Origin of the sequence: Mycolicibacter virginiensis (assembly GCF_022374935.2) — a bacterium.
Lineage (GTDB): Bacteria > Actinomycetota > Actinomycetes > Mycobacteriales > Mycobacteriaceae > Mycobacterium > Mycobacterium virginiense.
Window position 1 is genome coordinate 3,713,987 of sequence record NZ_CP092430.2, and the last position, 16,784, is coordinate 3,730,770.

At 68.3% G+C, this 16,784-nt stretch carries 11 protein-coding genes and 3 riboswitches; of the genes, 5 read left to right on the forward strand and 6 right to left on the reverse strand.

The genetic code is table 11. The features are described 5' to 3' along the window. Window positions 1-82 precede the first annotated feature (82 nt). Window positions 83-1,819 (reverse strand): PPE family protein, encoded by a 1,737-nt coding sequence (locus MJO54_RS18105; RefSeq protein WP_064889612.1) that lies wholly within the window; start codon window positions 1,817-1,819, stop codon window positions 83-85. A 75-nt stretch (window positions 1,820-1,894) separates the two neighbouring features. Continuing rightward, window positions 1,895-2,077, reverse strand: a riboswitch (cobalamin riboswitch). A 21-nt stretch (window positions 2,078-2,098) separates the two neighbouring features. Beyond that, entirely contained in the window at window positions 2,099-3,415 is a 1,317-nt protein-coding gene (locus MJO54_RS18110) for an aminotransferase class I/II-fold pyridoxal phosphate-dependent enzyme (RefSeq protein ID WP_046283504.1), read from the reverse strand. A 40-nt stretch (window positions 3,416-3,455) separates the two neighbouring features. On the opposite strand from MJO54_RS18110, the gene MJO54_RS18115 reads away from it, so the two are divergent. Further along, window positions 3,456-4,112, forward strand: a complete 657-nt coding sequence (locus tag MJO54_RS18115) for a pyridoxamine 5'-phosphate oxidase family protein (protein ID WP_207543256.1) — start codon at window positions 3,456-3,458, stop codon at window positions 4,110-4,112. Here the strand turns inward: MJO54_RS18115 and MJO54_RS18120 are convergent. After that, the gene (locus MJO54_RS18120; protein WP_240175273.1) at window positions 4,094-5,692 is read right to left on the reverse strand and encodes a PPE family protein; all 1,599 of its coding nucleotides are present in this window, start codon (window positions 5,690-5,692) and stop codon (window positions 4,094-4,096) included. The genes MJO54_RS18115 and MJO54_RS18120 overlap by 19 nt on opposite strands. 32 nt (window positions 5,693-5,724) lie before the next feature. Continuing rightward, window positions 5,725-5,879, reverse strand: a riboswitch (cobalamin riboswitch). Window positions 5,880-5,962: 83 nt separating this feature from the next. Further along, window positions 5,963-8,197, reverse strand: coding sequence for an NADP-dependent isocitrate dehydrogenase (locus MJO54_RS18125; RefSeq protein ID WP_046283456.1), 2,235 nt, complete (start codon window positions 8,195-8,197; stop codon window positions 5,963-5,965). 144 nt (window positions 8,198-8,341) lie between these two features. Further along, window positions 8,342-8,461: riboswitch (SAM riboswitch) on the forward strand. A gap of 140 nt (window positions 8,462-8,601) precedes the next feature. Here MJO54_RS18125 and MJO54_RS18130 point away from each other — a divergent pair. The 4 genes from MJO54_RS18130 (at window position 8,602) to MJO54_RS18145 (ending at window position 12,818) form a co-directional block, all read left to right on the forward strand. Next, window positions 8,602-9,942, forward strand: a complete 1,341-nt coding sequence (locus tag MJO54_RS18130; RefSeq protein WP_046283455.1) for a bifunctional o-acetylhomoserine/o-acetylserine sulfhydrylase — start codon at window positions 8,602-8,604, stop codon at window positions 9,940-9,942. An 11-nt stretch (window positions 9,943-9,953) separates the two neighbouring features. Further along, window positions 9,954-11,090, forward strand: coding sequence for a homoserine O-acetyltransferase MetX (gene metX, locus MJO54_RS18135; RefSeq protein ID WP_240175274.1), 1,137 nt, complete (start codon window positions 9,954-9,956; stop codon window positions 11,088-11,090). Then, window positions 11,087-11,839, forward strand: a complete 753-nt coding sequence (locus tag MJO54_RS18140) for a class I SAM-dependent methyltransferase (RefSeq protein ID WP_240175275.1) — start codon at window positions 11,087-11,089, stop codon at window positions 11,837-11,839. Before metX ends, MJO54_RS18140 begins: the two co-directional genes overlap by 4 nt. A gap of 115 nt (window positions 11,840-11,954) precedes the next feature. Further along, window positions 11,955-12,818, forward strand: coding sequence for a cyclopropane mycolic acid synthase family methyltransferase (locus MJO54_RS18145; protein WP_046283452.1), 864 nt, complete (start codon window positions 11,955-11,957; stop codon window positions 12,816-12,818). Between the two features lie 36 nt (window positions 12,819-12,854). On the opposite strand, the gene MJO54_RS18150 is transcribed toward MJO54_RS18145, so the two are convergent. Continuing rightward, a complete protein-coding gene (locus tag MJO54_RS18150; protein WP_240175276.1) occupies window positions 12,855-14,357 on the reverse strand; it encodes a PE-PPE domain-containing protein in 1,503 nt (500 codons plus the stop codon). 245 nt (window positions 14,358-14,602) lie between these two features. Then, window positions 14,603-16,780: a cellulase family glycosylhydrolase gene (locus MJO54_RS18155; RefSeq protein ID WP_240175277.1), complete on the reverse strand. Its 2,178-nt coding sequence runs from the start codon at window positions 16,778-16,780 to the stop codon at window positions 14,603-14,605. Between the last annotated feature and the right edge of the window lie 4 nt (window positions 16,781-16,784).

Consider the following 16,784-nt stretch of genomic DNA (forward strand, 5'->3'; position numbering starts at 1 on the left):
CAGGAGACGTTGATTCTGCGTCCAGGGCTGTGCGCGGAGGCTGGGAACAGCCCTGGACGCAGTTTCAACGCGCCCGGTCCGGCTAGTCCGGTTCGGCCGGCCAGGTGTTGGGCATCATCGGGCTGATCGCCCCACCGCCGAACCCGTCGTCGGCCAGGGCGGTCAGTCCGCTCGGCCGTGCGCTGGCCACCCGGTGAGTGCCACCGGTGAAGCCCTGCGAGCCGGTACCTCTACTCGAGGCGAGTGCCCCGGCAAATTCCGGCATCGGGTCCGGCTCCAAGTCCATGTACTCGTAGCCGCGACCGCGCATCCCAGCCTTGGCCCGGCGCCGACGTCGCTGCGGCGCAGCCTCTTCCGCCGCGGCGGCCTCGGGAACATCTGCACTGTCCGGTTTCGGCGCCGCCTTCTTCCGCGTGCTGGTGCCCGATCCCCGGCGAGCCCCCATGTCGAGGCCCCCCACCATGTACATGTAGGCCGGCATCGTGACCGACGGGGGCCCCGCCGGGGTCGGCGGCGGTGCGCCGGGCGGCGGCGGGGCAGCCGCGGCCGGTGCGCTCGCAGGGGCGGGCGCGGGAGCCGGAGCAGGAGCCGGAGCGGGAGCCGGTGCCGGCGGCGAAGCCATCGCCAGCCCGGGCGGCGGCGGGGCAGGCGGCGGCACCGCTGCTGCCACCGCATGATGCGCCAGAGCCCCGATGCCCAGACCGCCGATCACCCCGGCGGGCGCCAGCACGGTCGTGGCGGCGAGCGCCGGCAACAGCGCCGGCAGCAGCGCCGTCTGGGTGATCAGGTAGTTGAGCGCCTGGATGGTGTTGCCGATCGTCGAGGTGACGATCTCGACCATCGCCAACGGCACGACCAGGCCAAGGCCCTGGGGATTGAACAGCGCGGTGTACATGATCGCGATCAGGTCGTCGATGATGACGATGCTGGTGAACGCGAAGTAGGAGCCCGGGTCCAGCGGCACCGAGAAGATGTAGGCCAGGTTTCCCGGGTTGAAGAAGCTCAGCGGGTTGCCCGTCCAGCCCAGCCACGACCCGGGGACGCCCCACGGCGGCAGCAACGACGAACCGTTCTGCAGACTGGCGAAGAATTCGGCGAGCGGGTCCGCGAGACCGGTGAAGCCGATCTTGTTGAAGAACTCCTGCAGCTCGGCATACAGCGGGTACTGACCGCTGTCGGGATAAGGCGGATGCGGGACCAGGCTCTCGAGCCATTTGGCGAAGTCCAGAAACCACTGCGGTGGCTCCGGCGCGGTGTCGGCCGCGCTGCCGGGCGTCTTGAGCACGGCCGGCGCCGGTTCGATCTGAGCTGTCGCCGCGGTCGCTACCGCCGCGCCGGCCACCGCCTGGTAGGTGGTCATCACGGCTGCCGCCTGCGCCCACATCCGCGCATAGTCGGCCTCGTTCAACGCGATCGGAATCGTGTTGACACCAAAGAAGTTTGTACCCACCAGCACCGCGTGGGTGACGTGGTTGGCGACCAACTCGGCCATGGTCGGCATCGCCGCCAACGCAGCGGTGTAGGCCGCCGCCGCGGTCTGCTGCTGCGCGGCCGTCACCGTCGCATCGCCACCGGCGCGCAGTAGCCAGGCCAGATACGGGGCATTAGCGGCCACGAACTCCTCAGCGGACGGGCCCTGCCACGCCCCGGCTTGCACTGCACCCAGCACCGCCGTCAATTCGTCGGCGACCGCGTGGTATTCAGTGCTCAGCGCGCTCCACGCGGCGGCCGATGACAATAGCGGACCAGCCCCCGGGCCGGCCGACAGTGACGTTGAATGGACTTCTGGCGGTGAGGCCATCCAGATGGGTGCGGTCATCGCACACCGCCGGATGCCACCCGAAAAGGGCGCAACATAAGGGTTTTTCAGCTCTCTCGGGGTACACCGCCCCGGGTCGCAGGATGCGACGATGTGAGTGTCCTGACTCTCGGATCAACGCTCGCCTCGCCTTCCAGCTCCATCAGAGCCGTGGCAGTTGAGGGTCGCTCCCCGATCACAGTGGCGGGACCGTGCCGGATTCACACCGGCTTCCTGCACCATCGTTGCCGTACCCGGGCATTATCGCACGCTGCGGCGCGCGACGCCCGGAAAGCGCGACTACACGCTGGCCCGGCCTGAGCCGCGCACCGCAGCGGCGACCGCATCGGCCAGCGCGTCGACGTCGGTGGGAGCCAACTCGGCGATGGTGATCCGCAGGCCCGCAGTGCCCCGGATCCGGAACCGCGCCCCCGGCGCCGCAGCCCAGCCTGCGGCGAACAACGCCGTCATCGCCACCGCCTCGTCGGGCACCGGGATCCATACGTTGAGCCCGGACCGGCCGTGCGCGATCACGCCCCGGTCGGCCAGCGCCGCGCACAGCCCGAGGCGGGCCGCGCGGTAGGCGGCTTCGGCCTCGGCCACCCGCCGCGTCGCCGCGTCGTCGCGCCACAGGTCTACCGCCAGGTTCTGCAGCAGGTGGCTGACCCAGCCCGGCCCGAGCCGCTGGCGACCCTGCACCCGTTCGACGGTGCGCTGGTCACCGGCCAGCACCGCCAGCCGCAGGTCCGGGCCATACGCCTTCGCCGCCGACCGAACGAACGCCCAGTGCCGGGTCACGCCCGCCAGCGGATGCAGCGGCACCCCGGCGATCGCCGCACCGTGGTCGTCTTCGACGACCAGCACATCGGCTGCGTCCAGCAGAGCCCGCAGGGCATCGGCTCGTTCGGCGGAAACCGCGGCGCCGGTGGGATTTTGGGCGCGACTGGTCACCACCACAGCACGCACCCCCCGTTGCAGCGCGCGGTCCAGGTCGGCAGGCAGCGGGCCGTCGTCATCGACTCCGACCGGCTCCGGTGTCAGCCCCAGCGCGCCGAGCAGATCGAGCAGGTTGGGCCACCCCGGATCTTCGACGGCCACCCGGTCACCGGGACGCAGGTGGGCGCTGAGCACCCGCTCGATTCCGTCCAGGGCCCCGGAGGTGACCGCGAGGTGGTCGGCCGGTACACCGTCGGCGGCCAGCTCGGCCGCGGCATGCTCGGCCAGTGCCGACGCGATCGGCGGATGCCCGTAGAGCACCACCGGCCCGGGGTGCGCCGGCACAGCGGCGATAGCGGGCAGCAGCGCCGGGTTGGGGTTTCCGGTGGACAGATCCCGCACGTCCGGCGGCACGGCCAGCCCGCGCAGCGAGCGCGGTGTGGTCGCCGGCCGATCTCGCACCCGGGTGCCACGGCGACCGGAGCTTTCGACCGCGCCGCGGTCGCGCAGCAGCCGGTAGGCGGCGGCGACGGTGTTCGGGTTCACCCCGAGTTGCTGGGCCAGCCCGCGTATCGGCGGCAGCGCGGCCCCGGGTGCCAACGCGCCGCGCGCGATGCCTTCCTCGACGCTCGCCGCGATGGCCTCGGCTCCCCCGCCGGTAATGCTGTATTGTACTGGCACATCTCCAATATTGCACTAGTACATTAATGGAGGCAACCCCGTGTCCTACGCACCGACACCCCAGACCACCCCCACCCGGTATCGGGAACGGGCTCGCTACGACCGCGACACCGTGCACCGCATCCTGGACGAGGCGCTGATCTGCCACCTGGGATACACCCGCGACGGCCATCCGGTGGTGCTGCCGACCACGCACGCCCGGGTCGACGAGACGCTGTATCTGCACGGCTCCACCGGCAGCGGCCCGGTGCTGGCCGCCGGCCCGGGCGGTCTGCCGGTCTGCGTCACCGCCACCCTGGTCGACGGGCTGGTGCTGGCCCGCTCGGCGCTGCATCATTCGATGGCCTACCGCTCGGTGGTCGTCATCGGCGCCGCCCGCCTGGTCGACGACGAGGCCGAGAAGCGGCTCGGGCTGGACGCACTGCTCGATCACGTCGCACCCGGCCGGGCCGCCGACGCCCGGCCGCCCAACCGCCGGGAACTGGCGGCCACTGCGGTGCTGGCGCTCGACCTGGTGAAGGTGTCCGCCTCGGTGCGCGACGGCGGCCCCAACGACGAACCCGAGGACGTCACTCTGCCGCACTGGGCGGGAGTGGTCCCGCTGCGGATGGTCGCCGGACGCCCGGAACCGGCCGCCGACCTCGACCCGGCCATCGCGCTGCCGTCTTACCTGGAGTCTTACCGCAGACCGCGCTGATACTCCGGCATCCAGGTGCCCGGCGTCATCGGAGTGGTGGCACCGCCGCCGAAGGCGTCGGCCGCCAGGGCGGTGAGTCCACTCGGCAGCACGGCATCCGAGGCGTCGTCTAAGTCCATGTATTCGTACCCGCGGCCGAGCATGTCGGCCTTTGCGCGCCGCCGCCGGCGGGACTTGACCTTCTCCTCGGCGACCACGGCGTCCACCGGCGCCGCGGCGGCCTCGGGCTCCGCGGCCTTGCGTCGGCGAGCACTGGTGCCCGCGGCCCGACGGGCCTGCTGGCTCGCGCCGGCGACCAGATACATCGCGGCCAGACTGTCCCCCGGGGACAGCGGTGGTGCGGGCGGCGGAGGGGGCGCCGGCGGCGCTGCGGGCGGCGGCGGTGCAAGAGCGGGCGCCGGAGCGAGGGCCGGGGCCGGAGCGGGAACCGGCGGCGTCGGAGCGACCGTCAGGCCGGCGAACGGCGGGGGCATGACCGGAACCACCGGAACCGGAACCGCATGCAGCGCAGCCAGGCCGGACAACCCCGCCAATCCGGCCAACGGCGCCGCGGCCAGTGGCGCCAATGCGGCGGTCAGCATCGGCAGCACAACCGGAATCAGCACCAGAGCCTGCTCCAGCAGCGTCTTGAGCAGGGCGATCACGTCGGTGATGATGGTGCCGATCGCCTGTACGGCGGTGAACATCAGCGTCGCGGCGATGGTGGCCGGATTACCGGAGGCGAAGGCCGCGGCCAGATCCGCGGCGATGAACGCGAACGTCTGCGACAGATAGGCCGCGAACGAGCCGAAGTCCATCGGGTAGCCGAGCGCGAACGCGATGTTGAACGGGTGCAGAAAGCTCAGCGGATTGCCGGTGATGCTCAGCCAGGGGTCGAACCCGCCGAACATCGACTGGAGGAACGGGTTGCTCGCCAGCTCATCGATCATCGGCTGCAGCACCTTGTTGTAGAAATCGGTGTAGCCGCTGTTCTGCAGCCATTCCATGATCTCGTTCTGTCGATCCGGCGGAAGCTGCGGCTGGCTGGCGTCCGCGGACTGGGCTTTGGCGATCTGTGGCGCCGCCGACGTCTGCGGGCTCGACGCCACCGCGGTGCCCGCTACGGCCTGATAGGTAGCCATCACGGTGGCGGCCTGCAACCACATCCGGCCGTAGTCGGCCTCATTGAGCGTGATCGGGATGGTGTTGACACCGAAGAAGTTGGTGGCCACCAGCACCGCGTGGGTGGCGTGATTGGCCGCAAGTTCACCCAGCGTCGGCATCGCGGCCAGTGCGGTGCTGTAGGCGGTGGCCGCGGCCTGCTGGGCGGTGGCGGTCAGGGCGCTGGCGACCCCGGCCTGGATCAGCCACGCCAGATACGGCAGATTCGCCGCCACATACGCTTCGGCGCTGGGACCCTGCCACGCCCCGGCCTGCACTGCCCCCAGCAGTGCCGTCAACTCGTCGGCGACCGCACTGTATTCGGCGCTCAGCGTGTTCCATGCGGCAGCCGACGCCAACAGCGGACCAGCCCCGGGGCCCGCCGACAGCAATGTCGAGTGGACTTCGGGTGGAGACGCGATCCAGATCGGCGCGGTCACGGTCGTCAGCTCTCTCGGGTTACCCGCCCCGAATCGGAGGTTGCGACGACGTGAGTGTCTGGCTCTCGGGTGAGGTCACTCCCCCGATGACAGTGGCGGGACCGCTCCGGATTAACACCGGATTCCTACATCGTCATCGCCTTACCGGCGAATTGTCGCACGTTGAGCGTCGCCGGCACCCCCGAGTGGGAAATCCACGACGACTCCGTCGGCGTGTCCGTCGGGAGATCCCCACTCGGCGGGGCCGAGGCGGCAGGGAGCCGCCCGACCTCAGTCCTTGGCGTCGATCGCGGCGTTCAGCGTCGCACTGGGCCGCATGACCGCCGAGGTCAGGTCGTGGTCGGGCGCGTAGTAGCCGCCGATGTCCACCGGCTTGCCCTGCACCGCGGCCAGCTCGTTGACGATCACGTCCTCGTTCTTGCCCAGCGTGTTCGCCAGCGCCGCGAAGTGCTTGGCCAGCTCGGCGTCCTCGGTCTGCGCGGCAAGCTCGTCCGCCCAGTGCTTGGCCAGGTAGTACTGGCTGCCGCGGTTGTCGAGTTCACCGGTCTTGCGCGACGGGCTCTGGTTGGCGTCCAGCAGCTTGCCGATCGCCGAGTCCAGCGTCTCGCCCAGGATCTTGGCGTGGACATTGCCGGTCTTGGCGCCCAGGTCGTCGAAGCTGGCGCCCAGCGCCAGGAACTCACCGAGCGAGTCCCAGCGCAGGTGGTTCTCCTCCACCAGCTGCTTGACGTGCTTGGGGGCCGAACCGCCCGCACCCGTCTCGTACATGCCGCCCCCGGCCATCAGCGGCACGATCGACAGCATCTTGGCGCTGGTGCCCAGCTCCAGAATCGGGAACAGGTCGGTGAGGTAATCGCGCAGGATGTTGCCGGTGGCGGCGATGGTGTCCTGTCCGCGAATCAGCCGCTCGAGGGTGTACCGCATCGCCCACACCTGCGGCATGATCTGGATCTCCAGGCCGTCAGTGTCATGGTCCTTCAGGTAGGCCTTGACCTTCTTGCGCAGCTCCGCCTCGTGCGGACGCTCGGTGTCCAGCCAGAACACCACGGTCATGCCCGACGCCCGTGCCCGCTGGACGGCCAGCTTCACCCAGTCCTGGATGGCGGCGTCGGTCACCGTGCACAGCCGCCAGATGTCGCCGGCCTCCACCTTCTGGGTCAGCAGCACCTCGCCGGTGGCCAGGTCCACGATGTCGGCGACGCCGGCCTCGGGAACCTCGAACGTCTTGTCGTGGCTGCCGTACTCCTCGGCCTTCTGCGCCATCAGCCCGACGTTGGGGACGGTGCCCATGGTGGCCGGGTCGAACTGGCCGTGGGTCTTGCAGAAGTTGATCAGCTCCTGGTAGATCCGGGCAAACGTCGATTCGGGGTTGACGGCCTTGGTGTCCTTCTGCCGCCCGTCGGCGCCGTACATCTTGCCGCCGGCCCGGATCATCGCCGGCATCGAGGCGTCCACGATCACATCCGACGGTGAGTGGAAGTTGGTGATGCCGTTGGCCGAATCGACCATCGCCAGCTCGGGACGGTGCTCGTGGCAGGCATGCATGTCCTCGATGACCTCCTCACGCTGGGAGGCCGGCAGGGTCTCGATCTTGTTGTACAGGTCGACCAGACCGTTGTTGACGTTGACGCCCAAGTCGTCGAAGAGCTTCTGATGCTTGGCGAATGCGTCCTTGTAGAACACCTTGATGGCGTGGCCGAAAACGATCGGGTGGCTGACCTTCATCATGGTCGCCTTGACGTGCAGGGAGAACATCACGCCGGTCTTGCGGGCGTCCTCCATCTGCTCCTCGTAGAACTCGCGCAGCGCCTTGACGCTCATGAACATCGAGTCGATGACCGTGCCGTCGAGCAGCGACACCTTCTCCTTGAGCACGATCGTCTTGCCGCCGTTGGTCGTCAGCTGCATCTTGACGTCGCGGTCGCGGTCCAGAGTCATCGACTTCTCACCGTGGTAGAAGTCGCCGTGGCGCATCGTCGCTACGTGGGTACGCGAGGCCTGTGACCACTCGCCCATGCTGTGCGGGTGCTTGCGCGCGTACTCCTTGACCGCCTTGGGCGCACGACGGTCCGAGTTGCCTTCCCGCAGTACCGGGTTCACCGCACTGCCCAGGCACTTCGCGTAGCGGTCGTGAATGTCGCGCTCAGAGTCGGTCTTGGGGTCCTCGGGGTAGTCGGGCAGCTTGTAGCCCTTGCCCTGCAGTTCCTTGATGGCGGAGACCAGCTGCGGCACCGAGGCACTGATGTTGGGCAGCTTGATGATCGTGGTGTCGGGCAGCTGGGTCAGCCGGCCGAGTTCGGCCAGGTTGTCCGGCACCCGCTGGTCTTCGGTCAGACAGTCGGGGAATGCGGCCAGGATGCGGGCCGCAAGCGAGATGTCACTGGCTTGGACGTCGATTCCCGCGGGCCCGGTGAAGGCCTGCACGATCGGCAGGAACGAGTACGTCGCCAGCAGCGGCGCCTCGTCGGTCAGCGTGTAGATGATGGTCGGCTGGTCGGCGCACATGGCTGTTCTCCCGGCGTCAGGGGCTTAGGTGTTCGATTGTCCCGCGTTGTACACGGCGGCATCAGTATCGCGTACCGCTCCGCAGGCGTTCACGGCCGGTGAGCAGGTGGCGACACCTCTATGAGATGCGATAGGCTGCGTGGCGGTCATGAGTGCCAGCGCGAAGCCCCGGCTTGCTGGCCGGCAACCCTCCAACCGCGGTGGGGTGCCCCGGGTGATGACCGGGTTGAGTAGCCACTATCGGCTACGCGGCAAGCGCGGGTCCGCCACAACGGGCCCCCCGAGTAGACAGGGGAACCTGATGCGTGCCTCCTTGCGCCCGCTCACCCGTTGCTGTTGTCGCTGAACCCACGCCTGATCCGCACGTCACCCAGCGACAACACATCCGAGGAAACCATTCAGCAATGACCGACGACACCAACATCGACCCCAGTTCGCACTGGTCGTTCGAGACCAAACAGGTCCACGCCGGGCAGGTTCCCGACGCGGCCACCAATGCCCGCGCACTGCCGATCTACCAGACCACCTCCTACACGTTCGACAACACCGATCACGCGGCCAAGCTGTTCGGTCTGGAGGTTCCGGGCAACATCTACACCCGGATCATGAACCCGACCAATGACGTCGTCGAGCAGCGCATCGCCGCGCTCGAAGGCGGGGTCGCGGCGCTGCTGGTGGCCTCCGGGTCCGCTGCGGCGACCTTCGCGATCCTCAATCTCGCCGGTGCCGGCGACCACATCGTTTCCAGCCCGCGGCTCTACGGCGGCACCTACAACCTGTTCCACTACTCGCTGACCAAGCTGGGCATCGAGACCACCTTCGTCGAGGACCCCGACGACCTGGAGTCCTGGCGGGCGGCGGTGCGGCCCAACACCAAGGCCTTCTTCGCCGAAACCATCTCCAACCCGAAGATCGACGTACTCGACATCCCGGGTGTGTCGGGCGTTGCCCACGACAACGGCGTTCCCCTGATCGTCGACAACACCGTGGCGACGCCCTACCTGATCCAGCCGCTGGCCCACGGTGCCGACATCGTGGTGCACTCGGCCACCAAGTACTTGGGCGGGCACGGCGCGGCGATCGCGGGTGTCATCGTCGACGGTGGAACCTTCGACTGGACCCAGGGCCGCCACCCCGGTTTCACCACACCCGACCCGAGCTACCACGGGGCGGTCTTCGCCGACCTGGGAGCGCCCGCGTTCGCACTCAAGGCCCGCGTGCAGCTGCTGCGCGACCTGGGTTCCGCGATCTCGCCGTTCAACGCCTTCCTGATCGCCCAGGGCCTGGAGACGTTGAGCCTGCGGGTGGAGCGGCACGTCGCCAACGCCCAGCGGGTCGCGGAGTTCCTGGAGGCCCGCGATGACGTGCTGAGCGTCAATTACGCCGGCCTGGCCAGCTCGCCGTGGCACGCACGGGCGCAGCAGCTGGCACCGAAGGGTGTCGGCGGCGTGCTCTCGTTCGAGCTCGCCGGCGGTATTGAGGCCGGCAAGGCGTTCGTCGACGCACTGAAGCTGCACAGCCACGTCGCCAACATCGGTGACGTGCGTTCGCTGGTGATCCACCCGGCGTCGACGACGCACGGCCAGCTCAGCGCCGAAGAGCAGCTGGCCAGCGGTGTGACCCCGGGCCTGGTTCGCCTGGCGGTCGGCATCGAGGGCATCGACGACATCCTGGCGGACCTGGAACTCGGCTTCGCCGCGGCCTCGACACAGCTCGGCGACTCGTCGGCGCTGGCGGCCCGTTGAGGCGGTCCCCGGTGACGATCTCCGACGTGTCCAGGCAGCTACTGCCCGCCGAGGGAGAGACCGGCGTGGTCGCCATCGGGTCGCTGACGCTGCAGAGCGGCGCGGTGCTCGATGACGTCCACATCGCCGTGCAGCGCTGGGGCGAGTTGTCGCCCCAGCGCGACAACGTCGTCATGGTGCTGCATGCACTGACCGGGGATTCCCACGTCACCGGGCCCGCCGGTCCCGGCCATCCCACCCCGGGCTGGTGGGACGGAGTGATCGGCCCCGGCGCTCCGATCGACACCGACCGCTGGTGTGCGGTGGCCACCAACGTGCTGGGCGGCTGCCGCGGGTCGACCGGCCCGAGCTCCCTGGCCCGCGACGGGAAGCCTTGGGGCTCAAAGTTTCCCGCAATCACGATCCGCGACCAGGTCGAAGCCGACATCGCCGCGCTGGCCGCGCTGGGTATCACCGAGGTGGCCGCCGTGTTGGGCGGTTCGATGGGTGGCGCCCGCGGACTGGAATGGATGGTGAGCCACCCGGATCAGGTGGGCGCAGGCTTACTGCTGGCAGTCGGCGCTCGGGCCACTGCCGACCAGATCGGCACGCAGAGCACTCAGATCGCGGCCATCCAAGCCGACCCGGATTGGCAGGGCGGCGACTACCACGGCACCGGCCGCAGCCCCGACGCCGGACTGGCGATCGCCCGGCGCATCGCGCACCTGACCTACCGCGGTGAGGCCGAGCTGGACCTGCGATTCGCCAATAGAGCGCAGGCCGAAGAAGACCCAGGGGACCCGCGCTACGCGGTGCAGAGCTACCTGGAACATCAGGGCGACAAGCTGGTGTCACGGTTCGACGCGGGCAGCTACGTGATCTTGAGCGACTCACTGTCCAGCTATGACGTGGGCGCCGGACGCGGCGGGGTGGCCGCAGCGTTGCGCGGCTGCCCGGTTCCCGCGGTGGTCGCCGGGATCGCCTCGGACCGGTTGTACCCGCTGCGGTTGCAGGCCGAGCTGGCCGAACTGCTGCCGGGCTGCGACGGACTGCAGGTGCTCGACTCCGAATGCGGACACGACGGCTTCCTGCTGGACACCGCCCGAGTCGGCGAGCTGATCCGCCAGACCTTGGACTTGGCGAGCGCGGCCCGGGAACGCCGACGGTGAGCCCGTCCGAGCAGGGCCGTCGCGACCGCTCACTGTCGTTCGGGTCGCAGGCCGCCGCCTACGAGCGGGGCCGTCCGTCCTACCCTCCGGAGGCGATCGACTGGCTGCTGCCGCCGGGCGCCCGCGACGTCCTGGACCTGGGCGCCGGCACCGGCAAGCTCACCGCCCGGCTGGTGGAGCGCGGCCTGGACGTGGTGGCGGTGGACCCGATCGCCGAGATGCTCGAGGTGCTGGCCAGCGCCCTACCGGGCACCCCGGCGCTGCTGGGGTCCGCCGAGCAGATCCCGCTGCCCGACAACAGCGTCGACGCGGTGCTGGTGGCCCAGGCCTGGCATTGGTTCGACCCCGCTCGGGCCATCCCCGAGCTGGTCAGGGTGCTCCGGCCCGGCGGCCGGCTGGGGCTGGTGTGGAACACCCGCGACGAACGACTGGGCTGGGTCAAGGAACTCGGTGCGATCATCGGCCGCGAGGACGCCCGCGACGTGGTCGATGCCGGGGTGAGTCTGCCCGCGCCGTTCGGCGACATCGAAAGCCACCAGGTGGAGTGGACCAACTACCTGACGCCGCAGGCCCTGATCGATCTGGTCGCTTCCCGCAGCTACTGCATCACCTCACCGGACGCGGTGCGCACCAAGACACTGGACCAGGTTCGCAACCTGCTGGCCACCCACCCTGCATTGGTCGGGTCCACCGGACTGGCACTGCCCTACATCACGGTGTGCACCCGGGCAACGCTCGCGGATTCCTAGCGCAAGCAGGTGTTTACGCCGACCGACAGCGGGTATGCCGCCTCGGTCGGCCGGAACCAGGGGGCCCTACGGTTGGCATCTGACATGGCCCCGGCCGTCCGAAGGGCCACACCACATGACTCACCGACTGACTCCACATTTCGCTGACGTCCAAGCCCATTACGACCTGTCCGATGACTTCTTCCGGCTCTTCTTGGATCCGACCCAGACCTACAGCTGTGCCTACTTCCGGCGCTACGACTTGACGCTGGAGGAAGCCCAACTCGCCAAGATCGATCTTTCGCTCGGCAAACTCGGGCTGCGCCCGGGCATGACGCTGCTCGACGTGGGCTGCGGCTGGGGGGCCACCATGCAGCGGGCGATCGAACGGTACGACGTCAATGTGGTCGGCCTGACGCTGAGCAAGCACCAGGCCGTCCACGTGCAATCGATGTTCGCCGCGATGGACTCCCCGCGCAGCCGACGAGTGCTGTTGGCCGGTTGGGAGGAGTTCGACGAACCGGTCGATCGGATCGTGTCGATCGGGGCGTTCGAGCACTTCGGTTACGACCGCTACGACGACTTCTTCGCGATGGCCTACCGTGCGCTGCCTAGCGACGGGGTGATGATGCTGCACACCATCTGCGGCTTGTCCCCGCAACAAATGGTCGAGTACGGCATGCCGCTGACCGCCGACCTGGCCGCCTTTCAGATCTTCCTGATGACCGAGATCTTCCCCGGCGGCGAGCTGCCGTCGGTGGCGCTGGTCAAAGAGCACGCCGTCAAGGCGGGATTCACGGTGAATCGCATCCAGTCGCTGCAGCAGCACTACGCCATGACCCTCGACCACTGGGCGCAGGCGCTGGAAGCGCACGAGTGTGAGGCCATCGCGCTTCAGTCCGAAGAGGTCTACCAGCGCTACATGCGTTACCTGACCGGCTGTGCCGAGGAGTTCCGGGAGGGCCGCTTCGACGTCAACCAGTTCACCCTGGCCAAGTAGCCGCCGCCAAAGCCCTTCACCCGACCGCGATTCCCGCTAGGCGCTGAACAAGTCGGCGAAGTCGTTGGCGATCGACTGGAACGCGCTCATCACGCTCATCAGCTCGAACCCGATGGCGGTGGGGATCAGCCCAGCGTCGGCTGCGATCGGCATTCCGATGGCGTTCGTCAGGGTGGTCAGCAAGTCGTCGCCGTTGCCGAATGCGTTGAAGAACATGCTGATGTCGTAGGCGGGCATGGTGGTCAGCAGGGCGTTGATGATGTCCGCGGTCGGCAGCAGCACCGAATACAGTGTGGCGGCCGCGCCGGAGAAGGTGTTGACGACGTCGAGCAGACTGGGCAGCGCGAAGTCCATCCCCGAACCGAGCGCATCGGCCGGGCTCCCGAGCGACAGGTGCCCGAGGTCGTAGATGAAGTCGTTGAAGCCATGCTGCGCGCCCTGCCACAGCGAGCTCAGCAGCGTCATGACGTCGATGTCCGGGAGCACGCCGTAGGTGGTGAGCACATTCGCCGGGCCCTGGTCCCAGCCGCCATGGGTCAACTCGCCGTCGACGTAGGTGTCGACGTTGCCGTACCCCAGGTCGACCAGGATCCGGGTGACGGGTTCCAGCAGGTCATAGAGCGGTTCGCCCAACACCGGGATGCCGAGCAACGGCTGCAGCAGGGGCAGGATCTCCGTCGGGATCATGTAGTAGTCGGTGTTGAGGGCGGCCGAGGCGCCGTCGGGCAGTGTCAGGGGTCCGTCGTAGTTGGTGGAGCCCAGCAACAGCTGTGCGCTGTCGATGGAGTCCGGCCGGCTGTAGCCGGGGCCGTGCACCAGCGCGATTCCCAGTACCGCGTTGAGCACCGACAGGAAGTTCAGCGGATAGCGCGGGAAGTCGGCGAAGCCGTCGTATTCGGCGATGTAGATATCGGTCGCGTACGGGGTGTCGGGCGTGGCCCCGTAGAAGTCGATTCCCATCGACGGGATGTACAGCGGAACTTCCGGGATGGCGAAGCGGGACAGCAGGCCGCCGTTGGGGAACATCTCATTGGCGATCAAGACGAACGACAGCTGGTCGGGGTCGGGGGCATTGCCGGAGGCCAGCAGCTGGTTCATCTCGATCGAGGAGAGGACAGCGCTCTGCGATACGCCGTAGACCACCAGGTTGTCGCCGGCCGCGATGTGATCGCGGATGGTCGAGTCGAGCATCCGCACACCCTGGTCGACCGAGGTGTCCAGCGGCAGGCTCTTGACGCCGGTGCCCGGGTACAGGCCTTCGGGGGTGAAGACGCCCTGCATGGTGTAGCCGTCGTACCCGAGGTGCGAGAGGTATTGATCGGCCCAGTGAAAGTCCCACGCCCCGGGGATCGGGGTGCCGCTGCCGCCCATGACTAGCGCGACGTTGTCGAGCAGCGCCACGTCGGCGACCACTGTGCGCGCCCCAGCGATCGAGGACGCCAAGGCCGGCGTCATGACCGGTGAGGCGACCACCGCGGCGGCGGTGGTCGCGGCCACTGCCGCGATGCCCAGAGGGTGGAACGTGGGGCTTACCTTCATGGCGACCTCCGACAGCGAGCGTGGACTGCTTATTACTTGCAGCACACTAACGCTCACATGATCAATGCCTGAAGTATTTCTTAATAACCCAAACTTTCTACTGTAGAAACTTCCGCCGAACAGGGCTTTTCTCCCGCCCAATGACCATAAGCTGATTTATGTTGCCAGCCATCCGGATACCAGGAGGAAACGCCAAGGTTCGACCGGACGGCCCCAGACAGTGCCGCCGGTCGCGCCACCGGGCGTCAGGCCGGCTTCACCTGGACGTCGACGGTGGTGGCACCGGCTTCGGCGACGATGATCAAGACCGACGACCCCGCCCCCGACACCACGTGCCCGCCGATGACATCCACCTGGTAGCCGTTCGGGTACTGCAGGGCCGGCACCACGATCCGAGTCTGCGCGTCGGCGGCGAAACTGCCCGAACCGTCAGCCATCGCAGTGGAGTAGTTGAAGTGGAAGATGCCAGAACCATCCGAGCTGAACGACCAGGCGTTGGGCACTCCGGCGATCGTCTGCGGGTACGGCTCAGCCAGGGCTGCGAGCTTGGCGGCGTCGACGTTGTCGCCGACCGGCGGCAGATTGGTGTCGAAGACCAGCGCCTGGCCCTCCGGTGAGCTGCTGGCGACGTCACCGCCGGTATAGGCCCACTCCAGCCAGCCGTACCGGAAGGGATTGGTGTGCTGCAGCGTGTTTGCGATGACACCGGCGTTGGCGGTGGCACCGAACTCGGTCATCAGTGCCGGAATGTTGTGCGAGTCGGCATACGTCGCGGCGTTGTTCAACAGGATGTCGAAATTCAGCCCGCAGCCGAAATCGATTTCGAAGACCGAATTCGCCAGGCAGTAGTTGTGGAACGCGAAGATCCCGTGCGGATCGTCCACGGCGCCCAGCGACGTCGGTACTGCCGTGTTGAACAGGAAGGTCGGTTCGAAGATCACCGGGGTATTCGGGTCGACCGAGCGAATCGCCGCGGCCATCTGGTTGTAGAACGGCGTCAGGGTCTGGGCATCGAAGTGCGAACTGCCCAGGAAGCTCGACAACCACGGCGAGCCCGGCCATGGCTCGTTGATGATTCCGTAGCCGGCCACTGCGTCGTCGTCCCTGAAGTAGTCGGCTACGTATTGCCACGACCGCGCGTAGTGGTTGGCCAGACCGATGCCGTCTTCGGCTTTGGCGTTGGACCAGAAGGCATCCCAGGCGTGTAGCTGCGCGGGATTGAACAGGTAGGTGCCGATCTGGCCCACGTCGGGGTTGGGCAGCCCGCCGGTCAGCACCGCCCACTCCGGCGCGCCATCGCCACCGAATCCCTCGCTGTAGAAGTCCTGATGGAAGTCGAGGATGCTGTAGATGCCGTGGTCGGACAGGGTTTGGACGGTCTGCTTGATCGCGGCGAGGTAGCCGGGATCGAAGACACCGGGCTGCGGCTCCACACCGGCCCAGAGCACGCCTACCCGGACGGCGTTGAAGCCGTTGGCGGCCAGGAACGCGGCGTCATCGTCACCGAACCCGTCGGCGCCCGGAGTGTACGGCGCGATCTTGTAGACCTGGTTGAGCCCGTGCAGGATCACCACCCTGCCGTCACTGTCGGTGATCCAGGCGCCGGTGGTGGACAAACCGGTGTAGGGGCCGCTGTCCGGGACGCCGGCCAGCGTGCCGAAATTCCCGACCGCACCGTGGATGCCGAACATGCCGGCCGCTCCACCGGCACCGCCCAGCGCCGGCAGGCTTCCGGCACCGCCATAGACCCCGTTGCCGGCGTCCCCACCGGCACCGCCGACGCCGATCAACCAGCCGCCGGCACCGCCGTCGCCGCCATTGCCGCCGAGACCGCCCTCACCCCCGTCTCCACCGGCGCCGCCATTTCCGAACATGCCAGCCGCTCCCCCGGCCCCGCCGCCACCGCCGGCGGTGTTGTCCCAGCCGGCACCGCCATCGCCGAACAGCCAGCCCCCGTCACCGCCGTCGGGATGCGCCTCGGTTCCTGCCGTGCCGTCGGCGATCATCGCGCCCCAACCCAGTGCCCCGCTGAACTCGTTGAGCCCGTCCAGGATTGGAGTGGGTCCGGCGCTGTGGATCCAGCTTTCGATGCCGGTGTGCAGCGGCGTGTAGATCAGCTGCTGCATCCACCCCGTCGCATCGGCTGCGCCCACGCTCGGCGTTCCGGCGATCCCGGTCAGGATGTCGTTCCAGTGTGCCGGGTCGAAGAACGCCTCCCAGGCCGCCGGGCTCGACAGCGCGGACCAGTCCACGGTGTGTGTTGCCGCGTCCACGAACGGGGCCATCGCCTGCTCGAGCAGGTCGTCGAACATCTCGGCGCTCGCCGGGGCCGGCACTGCCACGCCGAACACCAAGGCCGAGCCGACCACGACGCCCAGCCCGACCACCCGACGATCCAACTTTCCACTACGCCGTCGAGCCATCTGG